The 16828-nt window shown below is 56.8% G+C and carries 9 protein-coding genes and 2 pseudogenes; 1 reads left to right on the forward strand and 10 read right to left on the reverse strand.

The window, feature by feature from the left end:
* Both HMPREF2842_RS05225 and msrA read right to left on the reverse strand, forming a co-directional pair.
* Window positions 1-270, reverse strand: a pseudogene (locus HMPREF2842_RS05225) (acyl-CoA dehydrogenase); the annotation flags it as partial.
* 214 nt (window positions 271-484) lie between these two features.
* Window positions 485-1006, reverse strand: coding sequence for a peptide-methionine (S)-S-oxide reductase MsrA (gene msrA / locus HMPREF2842_RS05230; protein ID WP_070643143.1), 522 nt, complete (start codon window positions 1004-1006; stop codon window positions 485-487).
* A gap of 129 nt (window positions 1007-1135) precedes the next feature.
* On the opposite strand from msrA, the gene HMPREF2842_RS05235 reads away from it, so the two are divergent.
* Window positions 1136-2080 (forward strand): Nif3-like dinuclear metal center hexameric protein, encoded by a 945-nt coding sequence (locus tag HMPREF2842_RS05235; RefSeq protein ID WP_070643146.1) that lies wholly within the window; start codon window positions 1136-1138, stop codon window positions 2078-2080.
* Between the two features lie 209 nt (window positions 2081-2289).
* Here the strand turns inward: HMPREF2842_RS05235 and HMPREF2842_RS05240 are convergent, their stop codons facing one another.
* The 8 genes and pseudogenes from HMPREF2842_RS05240 to HMPREF2842_RS09265 form a co-directional block, all read right to left on the reverse strand.
* Complete coding sequence (locus HMPREF2842_RS05240; protein ID WP_070643148.1) at window positions 2290-3861, reverse strand: gluconolactonase; 1572 nt, start codon at window positions 3859-3861, stop codon at window positions 2290-2292.
* Between the two features lie 299 nt (window positions 3862-4160).
* A complete protein-coding gene (locus HMPREF2842_RS05245; RefSeq protein WP_070643150.1) occupies window positions 4161-5756 on the reverse strand; it encodes a peptidase in 1596 nt (531 codons plus the stop codon).
* 366 nt (window positions 5757-6122) lie between these two features.
* Window positions 6123-7658, reverse strand: coding sequence for an S-layer homology domain-containing protein (locus HMPREF2842_RS05250; protein WP_049353164.1), 1536 nt, complete (start codon window positions 7656-7658; stop codon window positions 6123-6125).
* Window positions 7659-8023: 365 nt separating this feature from the next.
* Window positions 8024-9985 carry a hypothetical protein gene (locus tag HMPREF2842_RS05255; RefSeq protein ID WP_049353163.1) on the reverse strand — a complete coding sequence of 654 codons (1962 nt, stop codon included), beginning with the start codon at window positions 9983-9985 and terminating at the stop codon, window positions 8024-8026.
* A gap of 342 nt (window positions 9986-10327) precedes the next feature.
* Window positions 10328-11212 (reverse strand): S-layer homology domain-containing protein, encoded by an 885-nt coding sequence (locus tag HMPREF2842_RS05260; RefSeq protein WP_049349972.1) that lies wholly within the window; start codon window positions 11210-11212, stop codon window positions 10328-10330.
* A gap of 456 nt (window positions 11213-11668) precedes the next feature.
* A complete protein-coding gene (locus HMPREF2842_RS05265) occupies window positions 11669-13501 on the reverse strand; it encodes an S-layer homology domain-containing protein (protein ID WP_049353162.1) in 1833 nt (610 codons plus the stop codon).
* A 419-nt stretch (window positions 13502-13920) separates the two neighbouring features.
* Window positions 13921-16041 carry an S-layer homology domain-containing protein gene (locus HMPREF2842_RS05270; protein ID WP_083309211.1) on the reverse strand — a complete coding sequence of 707 codons (2121 nt, stop codon included), beginning with the start codon at window positions 16039-16041 and terminating at the stop codon, window positions 13921-13923.
* Between the two features lie 348 nt (window positions 16042-16389).
* Window positions 16390-16828, reverse strand: a pseudogene (locus tag HMPREF2842_RS09265) (siroheme synthase); the annotation flags it as partial.

Genomic DNA, 16828 nt, shown 5'->3' on the forward strand with positions numbered 1-16828 from the left:
GTTCTGCGCCTTCTTCTCAGCCGTGGCAGGCACATACTCGCCGTTCTTCTCAAAGTTATCGAACGTGACCTTACCCTGATACGACTTATTCGCAGACGGCAACGCCGGCGAAACAGACGGGCTCGCGCTCGCTGACTCAGAGGTGGCAGCATCAACCGGCGGATGCACCGTACGCGCACACGCAGACAACACAGCGGCAAGACCAACACCGCCCGCACCCAACACGGCGCGGCGGCTCAAGGCGACGGGCTTAGAAGAGGGGCTAGTCATCAGCAGTCTTTCGGTGAGGTCAACGGACGAGGGGGAGTGAGTCGACACCCCCATCATACCGGGCGCACCTTATAGCAACCGTAAAGCACCGGCGAATAACAAATAGTCGGGCGCATATGAAGACACCCCATAGCTGCCACACAACAAAAGACAGCTACGGGGTGAACAACGTAATACGCCTCGGCTGAACCGGGCCCACCGGCTAGCAGAGTAGTTAACGGAGCAGATGCGCAAAATTACGGCGCGCGTGAGCCACCTTCGGGCTCACCACAAATGCACAATAACCCTGCGCCGGATTTAACGCGTAATAATTCTGGTGATAATCCTCAGCCTCATAGAACACACCCAGAGGCTTAATCTCCGTAACAATGGGGGAGGAGTACAGCTGCTGAGCACGCGCCACCGCACGCTCAAACGCCTCACGCTGCTGCTCATCCGCGTAGAAAAGCACCGAACGGTACTGCGAACCGGTATCCGCACCCTGACGATCCCAGCTAGTCGGGTCGTGGCTCGTGAAGAAAATATCCAGCACCGTATCCAGGTCAATGACCTGCGGGTCGAAGCTGAGCTTCAGCGCCTCCTGATGCCCGGTCGCACCCGAACACACCGAACGATAATCAGGGTCGGGAGTATCGCCGCCCGTGTAGCCGCAGACGCTCGCCTCAACTCCGCGGAACTGGCGGTACACCGCATCCAGGCACCAGAAACAGCCGCCGGCAAGAACAACATCAGTCATGATTCCTCCTTGAACTATAAAACCACACTACCTGAAGAATACCGCCGAGCCGCATAATATTCCTGCGCTACTGCAGGCTTTGGCGTAAACCGCCACCTGCCCCGCCGCGCCACCTGCCACAATAGAGGTATGACTGAAAAACTAGAAACCCCCACCCTCGCAGAAGTCGTCGACGCCTTCCACACGCTCTTCCCTCCGCAGCTCGCCGCCGGATGGGACGCCTCCGGCCTCGTCGCCGGACGTGGCGCCGCTAAAGTAAGCACCGTCCTCTTCGCAGTAGACGCCCTCACCGCCACCGCCGAAGAAGCCGTAGCCGAAGGCGCGCAGCTACTCATCACCCACCACCCGCTGCTGCTCCGCGGCGCAAAGTTCATCCCCGACAGCGACTACAAGGGCAACGTTCTGCACACCCTCATCGAAGGCGGATGCGGCCTGCTCGGCGCGCACACCAACGCAGATGCCGCCGTTGAAGGCGTGAACGAAGCACTCTGTGACGCTATCGGCCTGATTGACCGCGAACCGCTCACCGAAGCGCAAACCCAGGTACTTGACGAGCAGGAACACGCGGTAGGCACCGGTCGCCTCGGCACCCTGCCCGAAGAAATCACCCTCAAGGAGCTCGCAGAACGCCTCGCAGCGGCACTGCCCGCAACCGCCGGTGGCCTGCGCATCGCCGGACGCGCTGACCAGCCGATCCGCCGCGTCGCTCTCTGCGGTGGTGCCGGTGACTCTCTCTTCGACGCGGTGCGCGCCACCGACGCGCAGGTGTACATTACCGCCGACCTGCGCCACCACCCCGCCAGCGAATTCCGCGAAACCGCACGAGTCGACGGCAGTAACATCGCCCTGATTGATTGCTCCCACGCCGCCAGCGAATCCCTCTGGCTGCAGTCGGCGGCAAACCGCCTGCGCGCCCTGCTCGCTGAGCGCGGCTTTGCTATCGAAACGAAGCTGTCCGCACTGAACACCGACCCGTGGGACTTCACCGTCTCCACCGGCGTGGCAACCGGTCATGACGCGCACTCGGCAAGCACGGAACCCGCCGCCGCATGGACCAGCTTGACTGAAAAGTAAACGCTGAAAGTAGCCGCTGCGTAGCTGCCAAGAAGCAAGCTTCAAAAATTTAGGCACAGTAAAGCCCGGCCTGTACGAACCCGACAGGAACCTTTCCCAAGGATCCTCAAGGGAACGTGCAGACCGGGCATTACTTCTGTGGGGCATTACTTCTGCCGGGCATTGCTCTGCAGGGCTTGGGGGCCCAAACGCGGGCGGTCTAAACGACCTTACTTAGCGCGAGCCTGGAACGCCTCAATCAGAGTCTCCAACTCACCGTGAGTCACCATGTGCTGAGCATCGAAAGCGCCGCTAGCGTTCAGCACCACCTTGTTCTGCTGAGCCCACAGAATCTCACGGTAGAACGCCGAACCGGGAGCCACATCGCTGTACGGGGAGTCGCCCTTAACCGCGGGCGAACCAGCCGCACGGTAGGTGAACGCCGCAACGGTAGCATTCGAAATGCCGGCATCAGCGTGGAACTTGCCGTCCGACCATCCGAAGGTAATACCCTTCTGACGAGCCCACACGTAAGCAGGGAAGTTCGGGTCGTCAGTCTTCACATCCGGCCAGGGGGAAGTCTCAGGCAGCTTCACCTCGGGGGTGCCCGCCTGAATGTACAGGGCAGTTGCAAGCTCACCGCGAGTTGCAGGGGTCTTCAGCTTCTCATCGGAAGGAGCAGGCTTCTGGTCATCCTCCTTCTTGGGGTCCTGCGCGTTGGGCAGGTTTGCATCCCTGTAACCGTTCGTGCCGTTCAAATCCAGGTCCTGCCATGCAAGCAGGGTACCGCGGCCCTCGGTAGGCTTGCCCACGACCGGTGCGAGTAGCTCGCCCTTCTCGCTGTAGCCGTCATTAGCCCAGACCTCAATCACGTACTTCTTCGAAGCATTCAGAGTGTTTGCCGGAAGATTCACGGTACCGTTCAGGTTGCCGTCACGGTACGCCGAAGCCTGGGTGGGGTGGTCAAACTCGATAATGTCGCTGGTTGCCAGAACCGGGGTGTTCGAGCCCTTCTCGCGAACCACGAACTGGACACCCTTAACGGAGTGAATATCGCCGTTGAACCCCTGGCCACCAACGTTCAAATCCTGCGACTTTGCGGTATCAGCCACAGCGTTGTAACTCAGGCGCGGTGCGAACGGCGCAGGCTTCTCACCCAGAGTGTTCAGCACCTGAGTGCTTACCACGTTCTTGCTGGTCCACAGCTCCTGAGCGGTCAGAGGCTTCTGGCCCTTCTGCTCAGAAACCACGTGAATCTCGTAGCGGACATCGTACTTGGTGCCGCCGGTCGGATCGTGGAAGTTGTCATCATCAACGAAGTAGTAGGCGGCAAGATCGTACGCCTCAACCTTCAGGTCAGCCTCAAAAGTGCCGTCATCGGCAACGGTGAAGTCCTGACCCTCCACAAAGCGCAGCATCTTCGAAGTCGGAATCTCGTAGCCAGACGGTGCGTAGTTCGCGGGAGCAATGTACAGCGCCACGGTACCGTGCTGAGCGCGCCACTCCTTGGTGTAGCCTGCGCCCTTCACATGGACGGTACCGCCCTCGGTCGTGATGAGGAAGGGGTTCACGCCGTCGTACTTGTAACCGTCAGGGATGGAAACGTTCAGGGTCGGGGTATCCGCAGCGTCCTGGTGAGCAGCCTGCGGGGTAGCGGCAGCAACGGCTGCATCAGCGGCAGGAGCCGCATTCTGAGCCAGCGCCGGGGCCATCGGCAGAACCATGGCACCAGCCAACGCCAGCGCGCCGCAACCCTGAGCTGCGCGGAGGAAAGAGGACTTAGAGTTCGGAAGCGAGGACATAATACATCCTTAAAAGTTGTTTCTCGTGGAGCTGTGCCGGCTCACCGGCGGGTAGGGAATTCGCCGTTGAATCTGCATACACCCTATGAGAAAAGTGGTTGGAAGCCCCGTCGGTTTCGGGGACATTTTCACCCTATCAAACCCTCTAAACGATGTCAGGAAACACTCAAGAGAAGCTTGAAGGTTCTGAGGTATTTCACAGGTTGATCAGCCGATAAAAACCGAACCCCGTGCATCCTGAGAAGAAGACTCTCAGGGTTCACGGGGTACTAAGGCTAGAGCCAGTCCGGCTTACTTAATTAATTTTGCTCAGGGTGAAGAAAACGAGTCGAAAAATAGTACATCATCCATTCCAGCTCGCCACGAGTCACGGGGGATGCTGAATCAAACACGCCGCCCCCAGGATTGATAATACTCTGCTGAGTCACCCGCAGAATCTCGCGGTAGAACGCGGAACTCGGCGTAATATTCGGGAAGGACGAAACACCCTGCACCTCCGGCGAACCAGCCGCACGGTAGGTCAGCGCAGCTACGGTAGCGTTCGAAATGCCGGCATCCGCGTGGAACTTGCCGTCCGACCAGCCGAAGGTAACACCCTTTTCACGAGCCCAAATGTATGCGGCGTAGTTCGGGTCGTCCGTCTTCACATCCGGCCACGGGGAGACCGCCGGGAGGTCCACCTTGGGGCTTTCCTTCAACCTATAAAGGTAGGAAACCAGCTCGCCGCGGGTAGCGGGCTGTTTATCTTCATCGCCGTAAAGATTTGTCGAAAAGGTCTCACGGCGTACATCGCGAGGGTTAGCAAGCGTGAACTGGTGAACACCCTCGAACTTCAAGTCCAAACTGGCCAAATAGCCACCGCGGTGCTCCGGTGCATAACCCACCAGCGGGGTGATCAGAGTCTTATCCGTCTCGCTGGCATAGCCGTAATCACTCCGCGCCTCAATAACGTACTGCTTGGAAGGGTCCAGAGTGTTCGCCGGAATCTTGATGGTGACGAAAGCGAAGCCTCCCTCCAGAATGTTCGAGTAGGTTTCCTTGTCGTATTGGTAGTACTTTATGTCACTCATGGCCAAGACAGGGGAGCCGGTACTCTTCTCACGAATGAGGTACATCATGCCCTTCGATCCATAGAGATCCCCGTTGAAGCCCACGCCCTGAATCAGCAGCTCCTGATCCTTCGTGGTGTCCTTCAGAGCATCGTACTTAAACATGGGTGAGAACGTACCAGGGTGATAATCATTGGCGTTCAGAGCCTGATGAGCCACAACATTCTTGCGAGCCCAAATATCCTGAACGGTCGACTGCTGCTGACCCTTAGGTTCGGCAAGGATACCGACCTCGTAACGCACCTTCTCCAGGGTCATATCCGGGGCGTACTCCGTGAGGGGGTAGTAACTCTCCAAAGTGTCGGGCTTGATCTTCAGGTAAGCGTCAAAGGTGCCGTCATCTTCGATGGTGAAGTCCTTACCCTCTTCAAAACGAAGCATCGACGTGGAAGGCTCCACATTACCAGGACGGTCCTGAGTAGCAGCAATATAGATGACCACGGTGCCGTGCTGCTCGCGCCACTCCTTGGTGAAACCGGTGCCCTTCACCGTCATTTCGTTGTACTCACCGGTGTACAGGGCGTCGCTCTTTTTCCTGAAGAGGTCACGTCCGTCCAGGAAGTCGTACTCCCCATAATCAACGGTGAAAGACGGCTCAGCCGCAACATTCTGGGTTGCAGGGGTATTGGCAGTCGGCGCGTTAGCCACAGGTGCGTTTGCGGCGGGTGCTGCATCCTGCGCGAGAACCGGGGTCATCGGCAGAACCATTGCGCCCGCCAGCGCCAGTGCACTGCAGTTGCGAGCCGCGTGCAGGAATGAAGACTTAGAGTTCGGAAGTGAGGACATGAGACATCCTTAAAGTCGTTTCTCCGGGGCTGTGCAGTCCAGAGCTGTGCAATCCGGGGAGGCGCAATCTGAGGTGGTGCGAGCTCACCGGCGGGTAGGGAATTCGCCGTTGAATCTGCATACACCCTATGAGAAAAGTGGTTGAGTACCCCCGTCGGTTTCGGGAGTACTCCCACCCTAGCAAAGTGTTGAACAGTTGTCAGGAAACACTCAAGGAACGCTTTAAGGTTCTGGAAAATCTCACACAGTGAGTAGCTGTTAAACGCTGAACCCCGTGCACCCAAACAGAAAACCTGTCTAGGAACACGGGGTTATGTAGCGCGGAACTAGTCCGTCTTACATAGCGCGGTTCTACCCGGCACCGTTCTACTTGGCGCGGTTCTGGAAATTGAACAGCATCTGCTCCAATTGACCACGATTCACCAGGTCCGTCGCATTAAAAGAGCCGAAATCCGGATTAATGACATACTGCTGAGTGGACCACAGAATCTCACGGTAGAACGCAGAATTCGGCTTCACGTCGGTAAAGGAAGACACGCCCGATACCGCAGGGGAACCCGCTGCACGGTAGGTGAATGCCGCAACTGTAGCGTTCGAGATGCTTGCCTCCGCGTGGAACTTACCATCCGACCAGCCGAAGGTAATACCCTTCTGGCGAGCCCAAATGTAGGCGGCGTAGTTCGGGTCGGTGGTCTTCACATCCGGCCAGGGGGAGGTCTTAGGGAGGTTCACCTTGGGGCTACCAGCCTGAGCGTACAGCGCCGCCGTCAACTCGCCGCGAGTAGCACGCTGCTTCTGCTCCTGGTAGGTGAGCTTCGAAATCAGGCTCTTGTACTCTCCCTTAGGTACGGTAGCATCCGCGAAGTCCTGAACACCCTCAAACTTCAGATCCTGACGGCCCATAAGAACACCGCGGTGCTCCGGCGCCAAACCCACAATCGGGGTGATGAGGGGCCTGTCCTTCTTGGTGAGGTCGTAGTCGTAGTCGCTCCACGCCTCAATGACGTACTGCTTAGACGGATCCAGGGTGTTTGCGGGGAGCTTGATAGTGCGGTAAAGAGTGCCTCCCTCCAGGCGGGTTACGCCATCGGGACCTTCATAGTAGGACTTCATATCGCTCATCGCCAGGACGGGGGTGCCGGTGCCCTTCTCGCGAATCACGTACATGGCACCCTCACGGCCGGGCAGCTCCTCACCAACGAAACCCTCACCCTGAATCAGCAGTTCCTGATCCTTCGTGGTGTCCTTCAGGGCATCATACTTCCACTTAGGTGCCATGACTTCAGGATGGTAGGCGCGGGTGTACATCGGGTGGTGGGCGATAACGTTCTTGCGAGCCCAAATATCCTCAATGCTCGACTGGGGCTGGCCCTTAGCCTCGGTCAAAATACCCGTCTCGTAACGCACCTCATCCAGGGTGATACCCGGGAAATAATCAATGGGAGTGTAGAAGCTCTCCAGAGCCTTAGCCTTGATGGTCAGCTTCGCCTCAAAAGTGCCATCATCGGCAATGGTGAAGTCCTTACCCTCTTCAAAACGGAGCATCGACGTGGAAGGCTCAGCGTTACCGGGGCGGTCCTTCGTAGCAGCAATGTAGAAGACAACGGTGCCGTGCTGCTCACGCCATTCCTTGGTGAAACCGGTACCCTTCAGAGTCACGGTGCCACCCTCGCCGGTGTACAGAATGCCGTCATAATCAGCGGAGTACGTCGGCTGTGCCGCGGCGTCCTGAGCTACCGGCTTGGGGGTCACAGCATTTGCCGCCGGTGCATTAGCAACAGGTGCCGCATCCTGGGCGAGTGCCGGAGTCATCGGCAGAACCATAGCTCCAGCCAGCACCAGTGCGCCGCAACCCTGCGCCGCACGGAGGAAAGAAGACTTAGAGTTCGGAAGCGAGGACATACATCATCCTTACGGGTCGTACCCATCGGGATGATGCGGTTTCATAGGGTTTCTGGGGTGAGAAATCTCCGTTGAATCTGCGCCAACCCAATGAGAAAAGTGGTCGAATATCCCCATCGGTTTCGGGGACATTTTCACCCTATCAAAGGGTTGAACAGATGTCAGGAAACACTCAATGGAGACTTGAAGGTTCTGAGGGTTTTCACAGGTTGACCAGCCACTAAGAACTGAGAACCCAGCACGCTAAACTCAGCAAACTAAACCCCGAAAACAGAGCCCCGCGCTCCCGAATAGAAAACCATTCGGGAACACGGGGTTATTCGTGCGACTAGTGTCGACAAGCAGAGCCAGTTTAGCGGGCCAGCTTATCGAGACTGGAAAGCAGTCAGAACAGTCTCCAGATGGCCGCGAGTCAGCAACTGCTTAGGAATGAAATAGTGACCACCGTACACAGTAGGCAAATTCTGGCTCGCCCACAGAATCTCACGATAGAACGGAGCACCAGGCTTAACATCCACATAGGGAGAATCGCCCTTCACCGCAGGAGAACCAGCCGCACGGTAGGTGAACGCCGCAACGGTAGCGTTCGAGATACCAGCGTCCGCATGGAACTTGCCGTCCGACCAGCCGTAGCTGATGCCCTTCTCACGAACCCAGATGTACGCCGCGTAGTTCGGGTCGTCAGTCTTCACATCCGGCCAGGGGGACGTCTCAGGCAGCTTCACCTCCGGCGCGCCAGCCTGAAGGTACAGAGCCACCGCCAGCTCGCCGCGGGTAGCGCGTTCCTTGCGCTGCTCATCGGTCAGACTAGGCTTCTTATCATCAGTGTTGGACGCATCAGAACCCTTAAAATTCAGGTCCTGAGAAGCCAGCAGAGTACCGCGGCCCTCGGGTGCCTTACCCACCACGGGAGCGACAAACTCGCCGTCCTCGTAACCGTTGTTACCCCACACCTCCACGACGTACTTCTTCGCCGGATCCAGAGTGTTCGCCGGGACCTTGACGCTACCGGACAGCTCACCGTTCACGAACTCAAAGGCTCGGTCGTGGTGGTTGTACTCAATAAGGTCACTGGTTGCCAGAACCGGGGTGTTCGAACCCTTCTCACGGATTACATACTGAACACCCTTGGGGGAAGCAATCTCACCGTAGAAGCCGGTACCCGAGAAGTAAATATCCTGATCCGCGGTGGTGTCGCCCAGAGCCTTGTACTCCACCTTGGGAGCAAACTTCTCAGGGCGGTACGCCTGAGTCTGCACCGCAATACGTTGCACCACGTTCTTACCAGCCCACAGGTCCTTAACCGTCAGCTGGGAGTCGCCCTGCTTCTCAGCAACCAGGTCAACCTCGTAACGCACCTCGTAACGCGGGATACCGGGGAAGTAGTTGCGAGGCTCGTAGTAGTTCAGCAGCGCGCCCGGCTTGACGGTCAGCTGAGCATCCAGGGTGCCATCCTCGGCAATGGTGAAGTCCTTACCCTCCTCAAAACGGAGCGGCGTACCATCAGCGGGCAGAAGGCTACCATCGGGAACGCCCTGAGAAGCGGCAATATAAACTGCTACGTTGCCGTGCTTCTCACGCCATTCCTTCGTGAAACCCGAACCCTTCACGTGAACGGCGCCGCCCTCGGAGGTGTACAGCAGCTGAGCCTTGCCGTCGTACAGAACCTCGAACGTCGGGGTAGACTCCTGGGTGGCCTTAGCGCCCGGAACATCCGCAGCCTGCGAACCATCAGAACCATTGAAGTTCAGCGCCTGAGAAGCGAGCAGGGTGCCGCGGCCCTCGGGTGCCTTACCTACGACAGGGGTAATGAACTCGTCGCCCTCGTAGCCGTTGTTGCCCCACACCTCAACGGTGTACTGCTTCGCCGTATCCAGGGTGTTAGCGGGAATCTTAACGTTACCGTTGAGGAGCCCATGCTGGTACTGGGACGAATACTCGGGGTCGTTGTACTCGATAATGTCGCTGATAGCCAGGACGGGGGTGTTCGAGCCCTTCTCACGCACAACAATCTGAACACCCTTCGGGGAGTTAATATCGCCGTTGAAGTCCCAACCTGAGAAGTTCAGAACCTGATCGTTACCGGTATCCTTCAAAGCGTTGTAGCTCCAATGAGGAGCGAACTCATCAGAAGTAGCAACAGGATTCTCGCGGACGCGATCATCCGGCAGGGAACCAGCAACAGCCGCCGCAGGAGTATCCGCGGCAACATTCTGAGCAAGCGCAGGAGACATCGGCAGAATCATCGCGCCAGCCAGCGCCAATGCACCGCAACCCCGTGCTGCACGGAAGAAGGACGAAGCCTTGAAATTCGGAAGAGCGGACATAATCATTCCTTATTGGTCGAACCCATCGCGCCAATGCAGTTTCTAAAAGGGGAGTGAGAAATCTTCGTCGAATCTGCGCCAACCCAATGAGAAGTGGTCGAATATCCCCGTCAGTTTCGGGGACAATTTCACCCTATCAAAGGGGTGAATAGAAGTCAGGAAACACTCAAGAGAGACTTGAAGGTTCTGAGGGTTTTCCCAGGTTGACCAGCCGCTAAAAACTGAGCCCAGCAGGCTAAAGCCCGAAAAAAGAACCCCGCACTCCCAAACAAGAGTGCGGGGCCGCCAAACACGCTAAAGCAAAGCGCTAAAACAAAGCACAGAAACTAGGAAGTGCAAAAACTAGGAAGTGCGGAAGTACAGGTACATCATCATCGCAACACGACCACGAGACGTCTGAGCCGTCGGCTCAAAAGCATTACCCTCAGACACCGTAGACACACCACGACGAGACGCCCACACAATCTGACGGTAGAACGGAGTCACAGACGAAACATCGCTAAACGGCGAAGAACCCGACATCTGAATCTTCTGCGCACCATCAGCACGGTACAGCAAAGCCGCCGCAGAAGCATTCGACAGACGCGCCTCCGCATGGAACTTACCATCAACCCAACCGGACGTAATACGCTCCTGACGCGCCCACAGGTACGCATCATAGTTCGGGTCAGACTCATCAACATCTGCATACGGCGAATGCTCCGGACGGGTCACTGCCGGCGAACCCGCCAGCTTATAGAACATGGTGATCAGCTCGCCACGAGTCACCGGATCCTCAGCACCAAAATGGTCCTCAGAAACCGGAAGCATAGTCTCAGTACGAACAGCCCAACGGATACCCGCATAGTACGCAGAGTCCTCGGGAGCATCAGCAAAAATAGTGTTCGCATCCGGCGCAGTCACGGACGGACGCAGAATCTTCGGGCCCTGAGTCGAAGAACTCGACGCCAGAGGAGAGGAGGTAGCAGGCACCGAAGCAGCTACCGGCGCAGCAGTATCCGCCGAAGAAAGACGCGCCTCCGACGAATCATAAAAAGAGAAAAGAGGTGAGAACGGCAGATACAAAACACCCGCCAACGCCACAGCGCCAACAGCCAGCTCAATACGGCGGCGCTTACGCTTCTTCGACTCAGCCTGAGAAGAAGCCTCGGGGGTGCCCTCCGGTGCCAGCAGAGGTGCAGAAGAATTATGGGCAGTATCAGTCGACTGCTTAAAATTCTGGGACATAAATCCTCAATGTGGTTGATGTATCGGTGTGTGCAGGGCTCCCTCTAGTTCTTCTACGCACCCAGCCGGATAAGGGTGCGCACTAAGGGGGCGCAACAGTCCTAAGCATAAACCACAGCTTGAAAAATATTAATTTACACTCCACAGAACATTCTTGAAAAGAGGGGAGTAGAGCACCCAAAAATCCGCCCAATAGCGGGTGCCGCATGAGGCGCGCCCCACATGCGGTACAGCCCACACTAGCGTGGTAACCGCCAAAAATACGCCGAAAACCGCGGAACATTAGCGGACAACAGCCCCACTCACACCCCTACAGACACCCTGCAGACACCTCATAAACACCCCGCAAGAGCACAGAAAAGCCGGGCCAGCGGCGTTGAAACCAATGTTTCATCGCCGCCAGCCCGGCATAATCCATAGACCCTAGAGGCTAGCTTTAGCGAACTTTATAAAGCCCTAGCGGACCTTGTAGTTCATCAAGAAACCAGCCAGCTCACCACGGCTCACCAGCGCAGACGGGTGGTACTCAGAGCCCGGGAAAACCTGTAGCTTCTGCTGCTTAGCCCAAGTAATCTCACGGTAGAACGCAGAGCCGACCTTTACATCGGTGTACGGCGCCTCAGTCGCAACAACCGGCTTCTTACCATCGAAACGGTACAGGAACGCCGCAACAGTAGCGTTAGAAACAGACGCATTCGCGTGGAACTTACCATCAGACCAGCCGAAAGTAATGCCCTTCTGACGAGCCCAAATGTACGCAGTGTAGTTCGGGTCATCGGTCTTCACATCCGGGTACGGGCTAGTAGCCGGCAGGGTAACCTTCGGGGAACCAGCCATACGGTACAGTGCAACAGTCAGCTCACCGCGGGTCGCATCATCATTAACGCCGAACCAATCCTTCTCACGAGAATCAATCAGCTTCTGATCAGCAGCCCACAGAACAGCCTTGTGGTTCGCGTGAGCAGCCGGAACATCAGCGAAACGCTCACGAGCCTTCTTGTTCGCAGACTCACCGGTCAAAGTCAGGTAATCAGCCGCGATGCGCTCGCTGTCACCATCGGCGTAGTTCACGGTCACGAAAATAGCGTAGTGGCCATCAGCGTCCAGCTTGGTGCCGTCAACGTTAACGGTCGTCTCAAACGCGCCGGTTGCCACGCGGTCAGCGCTCAGAGTGATGCTATCCAGAGCCTCACCGGTCGGGTTGCCGTCAGCCTCAGCCTCAGAGAACAGAACGTTCACGGTAGCGCCAGCCGGAACCTTGAAGTCCTTACCCTTTACACGGATAGTGGTCGAAGAGCTCAGATCAACCTTGTCAGTGCTCAGGGACACCGAAGGCGAAGCAGTCTTAGCGTTCTCGCCGTTCACCGGAACAAACGCCTGAGTGCTCAGTGCCTGGTTGTTCGCCTCATCGTTATCTTCCGGAACATTGAACTCGAAAGTCTGCACAACGTAGGAGCTACCGGACTTCAGGGTACCCGCCGGGATGTCCAGAACAGTCGAGAAGCGGCCGTTGGTGTAACCCATGTACTGGCCGAAGAACGCAGAGTAGGAGGTGAACTTAGCCTCCGACTGAGCCAGCGCGGGGCCGGTCGCCTTACCGGTCGCCGGATCAACCGCACGAACCGCAACAATCAGCGACTCGCTACCGTTGTACGAAATGTTCTGGAAACCAGCACCGTTCACTGTGACCTTAGCGTTCTCAGAAGCATTCACCGACGAAGCGCTGTACGACAGGGTCGGGGAATCAACGGTGGGAACATCCGCAACCTTCAGTTCAGTACGAACCTCATCCGCAGGAATCCAGCCGTCTTCAGCATCATCGCGGTAACCGAGCACAACATCGAAGGACGAGCCATTGGCCTCCAGATAGTTAGCGCCGATAGAAGCGGTCAGGTTCACGGTGCCGTCAGCCGCAAAGGCGGAGGCGGGAACATCCTGAACATAGAAGGGGTAATCACGCGGGTGGTGCGGCGGGAAAGCGACGCTTTCACCCTTCGGAACAACGTACAGGCGGAACGACTTGCCCTGAACGAAGTCCTTGGAGAAACCGGAGCCGCTAACGGTCACGTTGCCGCCCTTGAGAATATCAAAAGTGCCGGAGGTAACCTGCAGACGCTGAGCACCCTGAACCTCACCCTGTGCAACAGCCGGGGCTGCTACCGGAGTAGCAGGTGCGGCAAACGCGGGGGAGAGGGGCAAGAGCATGACGCCCGCCAAAGTGAGGGCGCAGCCGCTCTTAGCCATGTTTTTGGGTAGCGCAAAGCGCATGTGGTTGGGAAGTGAGGACATTGTTATCCAATCAGTTTTTATCGGTGTCACGCATCGAGTGTGGTGCGCATAAACACCGTAGCAAATAGTTAAGACGTGCTGGAACCTGAAAGGTCATCAGTGCGAAAAATGTCTGTGTGTTTTATCGCATGTCTTAAGGTGAAGTATAGCTTTAAAAAGTATGTGCATGACGTGGAAAATATGCCTAAATATTGTGCTGATAAGCACAAACACTGGTCACTGTACAAAAAAGAAAGCACAAAAAACCCACCGCATTCGAAAAATTCGCACCTATGCAACCTCTGCAGGTTGAGAATATTCACAATGCGGTGGGCAAGGCAACATAAAAGTCACCCACAATAAAAGTGGCACATAAACAGGGTCGTAAAGTTGCCTATTTGACGAAAGCTACCCAAAATAGCTAACACCACGGCGAGACACTATGTGAGACGGCTGCCGCCGTGCTCCATGCGGTACAGCATCGTAGCGAGTTCCGTGTGCCCAATAAACGACGGCACATACGCCTCATAGGTAGACTGTTCGCTGATATAACCCCAAATGCGCTGATCAATCGCCCACTGGGACTCCTTACGGAACGAGTAATGCCAGCCAAGAACAGTATTCCACCCGCCTTCAGAAAAACCACCCGGCAGACTACTCTTCTTTGACGCCGAAGAAACAGGACGAGGCTTTGCCGCAGGAACCTTACCCTGCGCCCTCTGATACCTATACAGGAACGCCACCGCCGAAGAATTGTAAACCTTCGCATCCGGGTGGAAATTGCCATCCGCCCAACCGAACGTAATGCTTTGCTGACGAGCCCACACAATCGCGGCATAGTCCGGGTCGCTAGGCTGAACATCCGGATACGGGCTGGCCTCCGGAAGCTCAACCTTCGGCGAACCCGCCAACATATAGAGAGCCACCGTCAGATCACGGCGCGTTATATTCTCAGAAGAATAGGACTCTGATTTGGGAAGCTGCTGAGCCTTGTACCACCTCTTCGCAGCCTCACCCTCCTCAAACGCGTTCACCACCAAACCAAGGTCAGTAGAAACAACCTGCTGCACAGAATCCGCGGCACCACCCTGACCGGGAAGAACCTTCTCCACCACTAACTTGTAACCGCCCTGATAATTGAGCGCCTCACCGGGAACAGCGAGGGTCGCCTCCGTGTAACCGCTCTGGATACGGTCAGCCGCAATATCCTGCTCCAGCGCCTTCTGACCCGTCAGATTGCCAGAAGCATCCGTAGCCTGCAGCGAGAAACGGTAATGACCCTCGGTGAGGTTCGGCAGATTCACGGCACGCACCTGCAACGTGTTCTTCTCCCAATAGGGGCTCACCTGCGGTGAATCAGAATAATATTGGTCCCTCTGCTGCGGCTCAACACGCAGAACCGGGGCGGCATCCTTCACCTCGGTGTTCGAGTTGGGTGAGCGCACCGGAATAAACGGGGCAACATCCGTCAGGAGGCTACCGGGGACCTTCTCCTCATCTGGATTCGGGAAGAAGCCGCTGTAGACGCCAATCATGTACGACTTGCCCGGCTGCAGAGTGCCCGCAGGAATTGTCACATCCGCAGAGAAATAGTTGTTGAGGAAACTCCAGCAATAGTATTCGCCGCAATCCGTATAACGAACTGCATGCGTGAAAACGGGTTTGCCCACCATCTTTCCCGTTGCAGGGTCAACCTCATACAGCATCAGATACGCCGGGGCGCTCCCCGGCTCAAGAAGCTGCTTAGAGAGAATATGGTAGCCCTCAATCTTCAGCTGCGTATCAACCCAGGGGTTATCAATCGCCGGCATGCTGTACACATAAGTAGTCTGACCCGGCTCAGGGTCCTGAGTCAGGCTGAGCGGAGTGTGGGCAGTAAGACGGGGATCCTCATACTCCTCGGCGTTCGGCTCGCGCTCGCCCGCCGGGTAGTAGGTCAACACCACGTCAAGGGCAGGCGAAGGGATCGCCCGGATGGTCTGCTTCTTGACCTCGAAGGTGAAGGTGAGGCTTCCGTCCGGGTTGTCGTGGACGATACCGTCTTCTCGAAGATGATCGACCTTGCCACGGTACAGGGGATTTTGGGTTGCCTCACTGGTACGGGACCACCCGTAATCGGTACCACGGTTCACGAGGCCGAACTGGAAGAGCTTGTACTTCTTACGGAACTCGGGGCTCAACGGGGAGGTCGTCACGGACACCGTGCCTCCCTGAGAAATGTTGAGGGTGCCGGTAGTGACCTTCAAATCAATCTTGTCAGCATCGCTAATACCGGTTGCGGCATCCGCCTCAGCGGCGCCGGGGACGGCAGCTACGGGGGTTGCCTGCAACGATGCGGCAGGGGAGACGGGGCTCGCCGGATCCGCTTGAGCAGGCTCCACCTGTGCGGGTTTCGTCTGTGCCGCATCAGCATGCGCAGCAGGGGTGACCGCCAGAGCCGGGGTCATGCCCAGCAGCAGGGAGAGGCTAATTGCCTTCTTACCCCGGGTATTTTGGAGGCGGTTTTTCTGGGCAGGCGTCTTAGCGCCCTGAGCTGTGGTTGGTCGGAAGAAAGAAGACACGGTTATCCCATCTAATGTTCTGCACTGTGCTTTCTATACCGGGCTCTCTACACGGTGGTTTTTGCACACCGGGTTTTCTGCACAGTGGTTTTCTGTACGGTGATTGAAGTGAGTGAGGGAAAAGCTGAGTGAAAGGGGAGAAATGAACGGTGAAAATGAACGAAAAGTTGAGTAAAAGGGGGGGCACCAGGGGCCTCAGCGAAAGTGCTGGCGGGCTGAAAAGCCGGGCGAATTAGCCCGAAATTTTCAGCCCGCCATTACCGATTGTAAAGCAACACAACAACATGCCGTGTGGCCGCAGGGGACGACTCTCAAATAGCTACTTCAGGAATAACTATTTCAGGGCAACTACTTGAGGCGGCTGCCGCCGTGCTCCATGCGGTAGAGCATCAGTGAGAACTCCCAAGAGGAAACAGTATCCGAGCTGAAATTCTCACCGTGGCCTCGATAATATTCTGCGTATCCCCAGATAATCTGCTGGGTAGCCCACAATGATTCCCGCCAGAATGCAGTATCCATACGCTCATACTCGGGCCAGTGTACGCGCGAACGTGAATCCCGTGTGGGAGACTCCTCCGGTACATTACTGCTATCTGACGTATCGCTCTTCGGTACAGATGAAGACGGCAAACTGCTCGACTCCGGCGCAGGAGCCGGGGCAACCATCCGCTGGTACCTGTACAGGAACGCCACCGCAGAACGTGTCGAAAGGGCTGCCTCCGGGTGGAATTTGCCGTCCGCCCAGCCGAAGGTAATACCCTTCTGACGAGCCCAAATGTACGCGGCG

The organism is Rothia sp. HMSC069C10 (assembly GCF_001812205.1).
GTDB classification, from domain to species: Bacteria; Actinomycetota; Actinomycetes; order Actinomycetales; family Micrococcaceae; genus Rothia; species Rothia mucilaginosa.

What these genes read in the sequence shown, in the direction of transcription:
- HMPREF2842_RS05255 (WP_049353163.1), bottom strand. Translation starts at nt 9,985, where the DNA reads ATGTCCGCTCTTCCGAATTTCAAGGCTTCGTCCTTCTTCCGTGCAGCA.
- msrA (WP_070643143.1), bottom strand. Translation starts at nt 1,006, where the DNA reads ATGACTGATGTTGTTCTTGCCGGCGGCTGTTTCTGGTGCCTGGATGCG.
- HMPREF2842_RS05240 (WP_070643148.1), bottom strand. Translation starts at nt 3,861, where the DNA reads ATGTCCTCGCTTCCGAACTCTAAGTCCTCTTTCCTCCGCGCAGCTCAG.
- HMPREF2842_RS05250 (WP_049353164.1), bottom strand. Translation starts at nt 7,658, where the DNA reads ATGTCCTCGCTTCCGAACTCTAAGTCTTCTTTCCTCCGTGCGGCGCAG.
- HMPREF2842_RS05245 (WP_070643150.1), bottom strand. Translation starts at nt 5,756, where the DNA reads ATGTCCTCACTTCCGAACTCTAAGTCTTCATTCCTGCACGCGGCTCGC.
- HMPREF2842_RS05265 (WP_049353162.1), bottom strand. Translation starts at nt 13,501, where the DNA reads ATGTCCTCACTTCCCAACCACATGCGCTTTGCGCTACCCAAAAACATG.
- HMPREF2842_RS05235 (WP_070643146.1), top strand. Translation starts at nt 1,136, where the DNA reads ATGACTGAAAAACTAGAAACCCCCACCCTCGCAGAAGTCGTCGACGCC.
- HMPREF2842_RS05260 (WP_049349972.1), bottom strand. Translation starts at nt 11,212, where the DNA reads ATGTCCCAGAATTTTAAGCAGTCGACTGATACTGCCCATAATTCTTCT.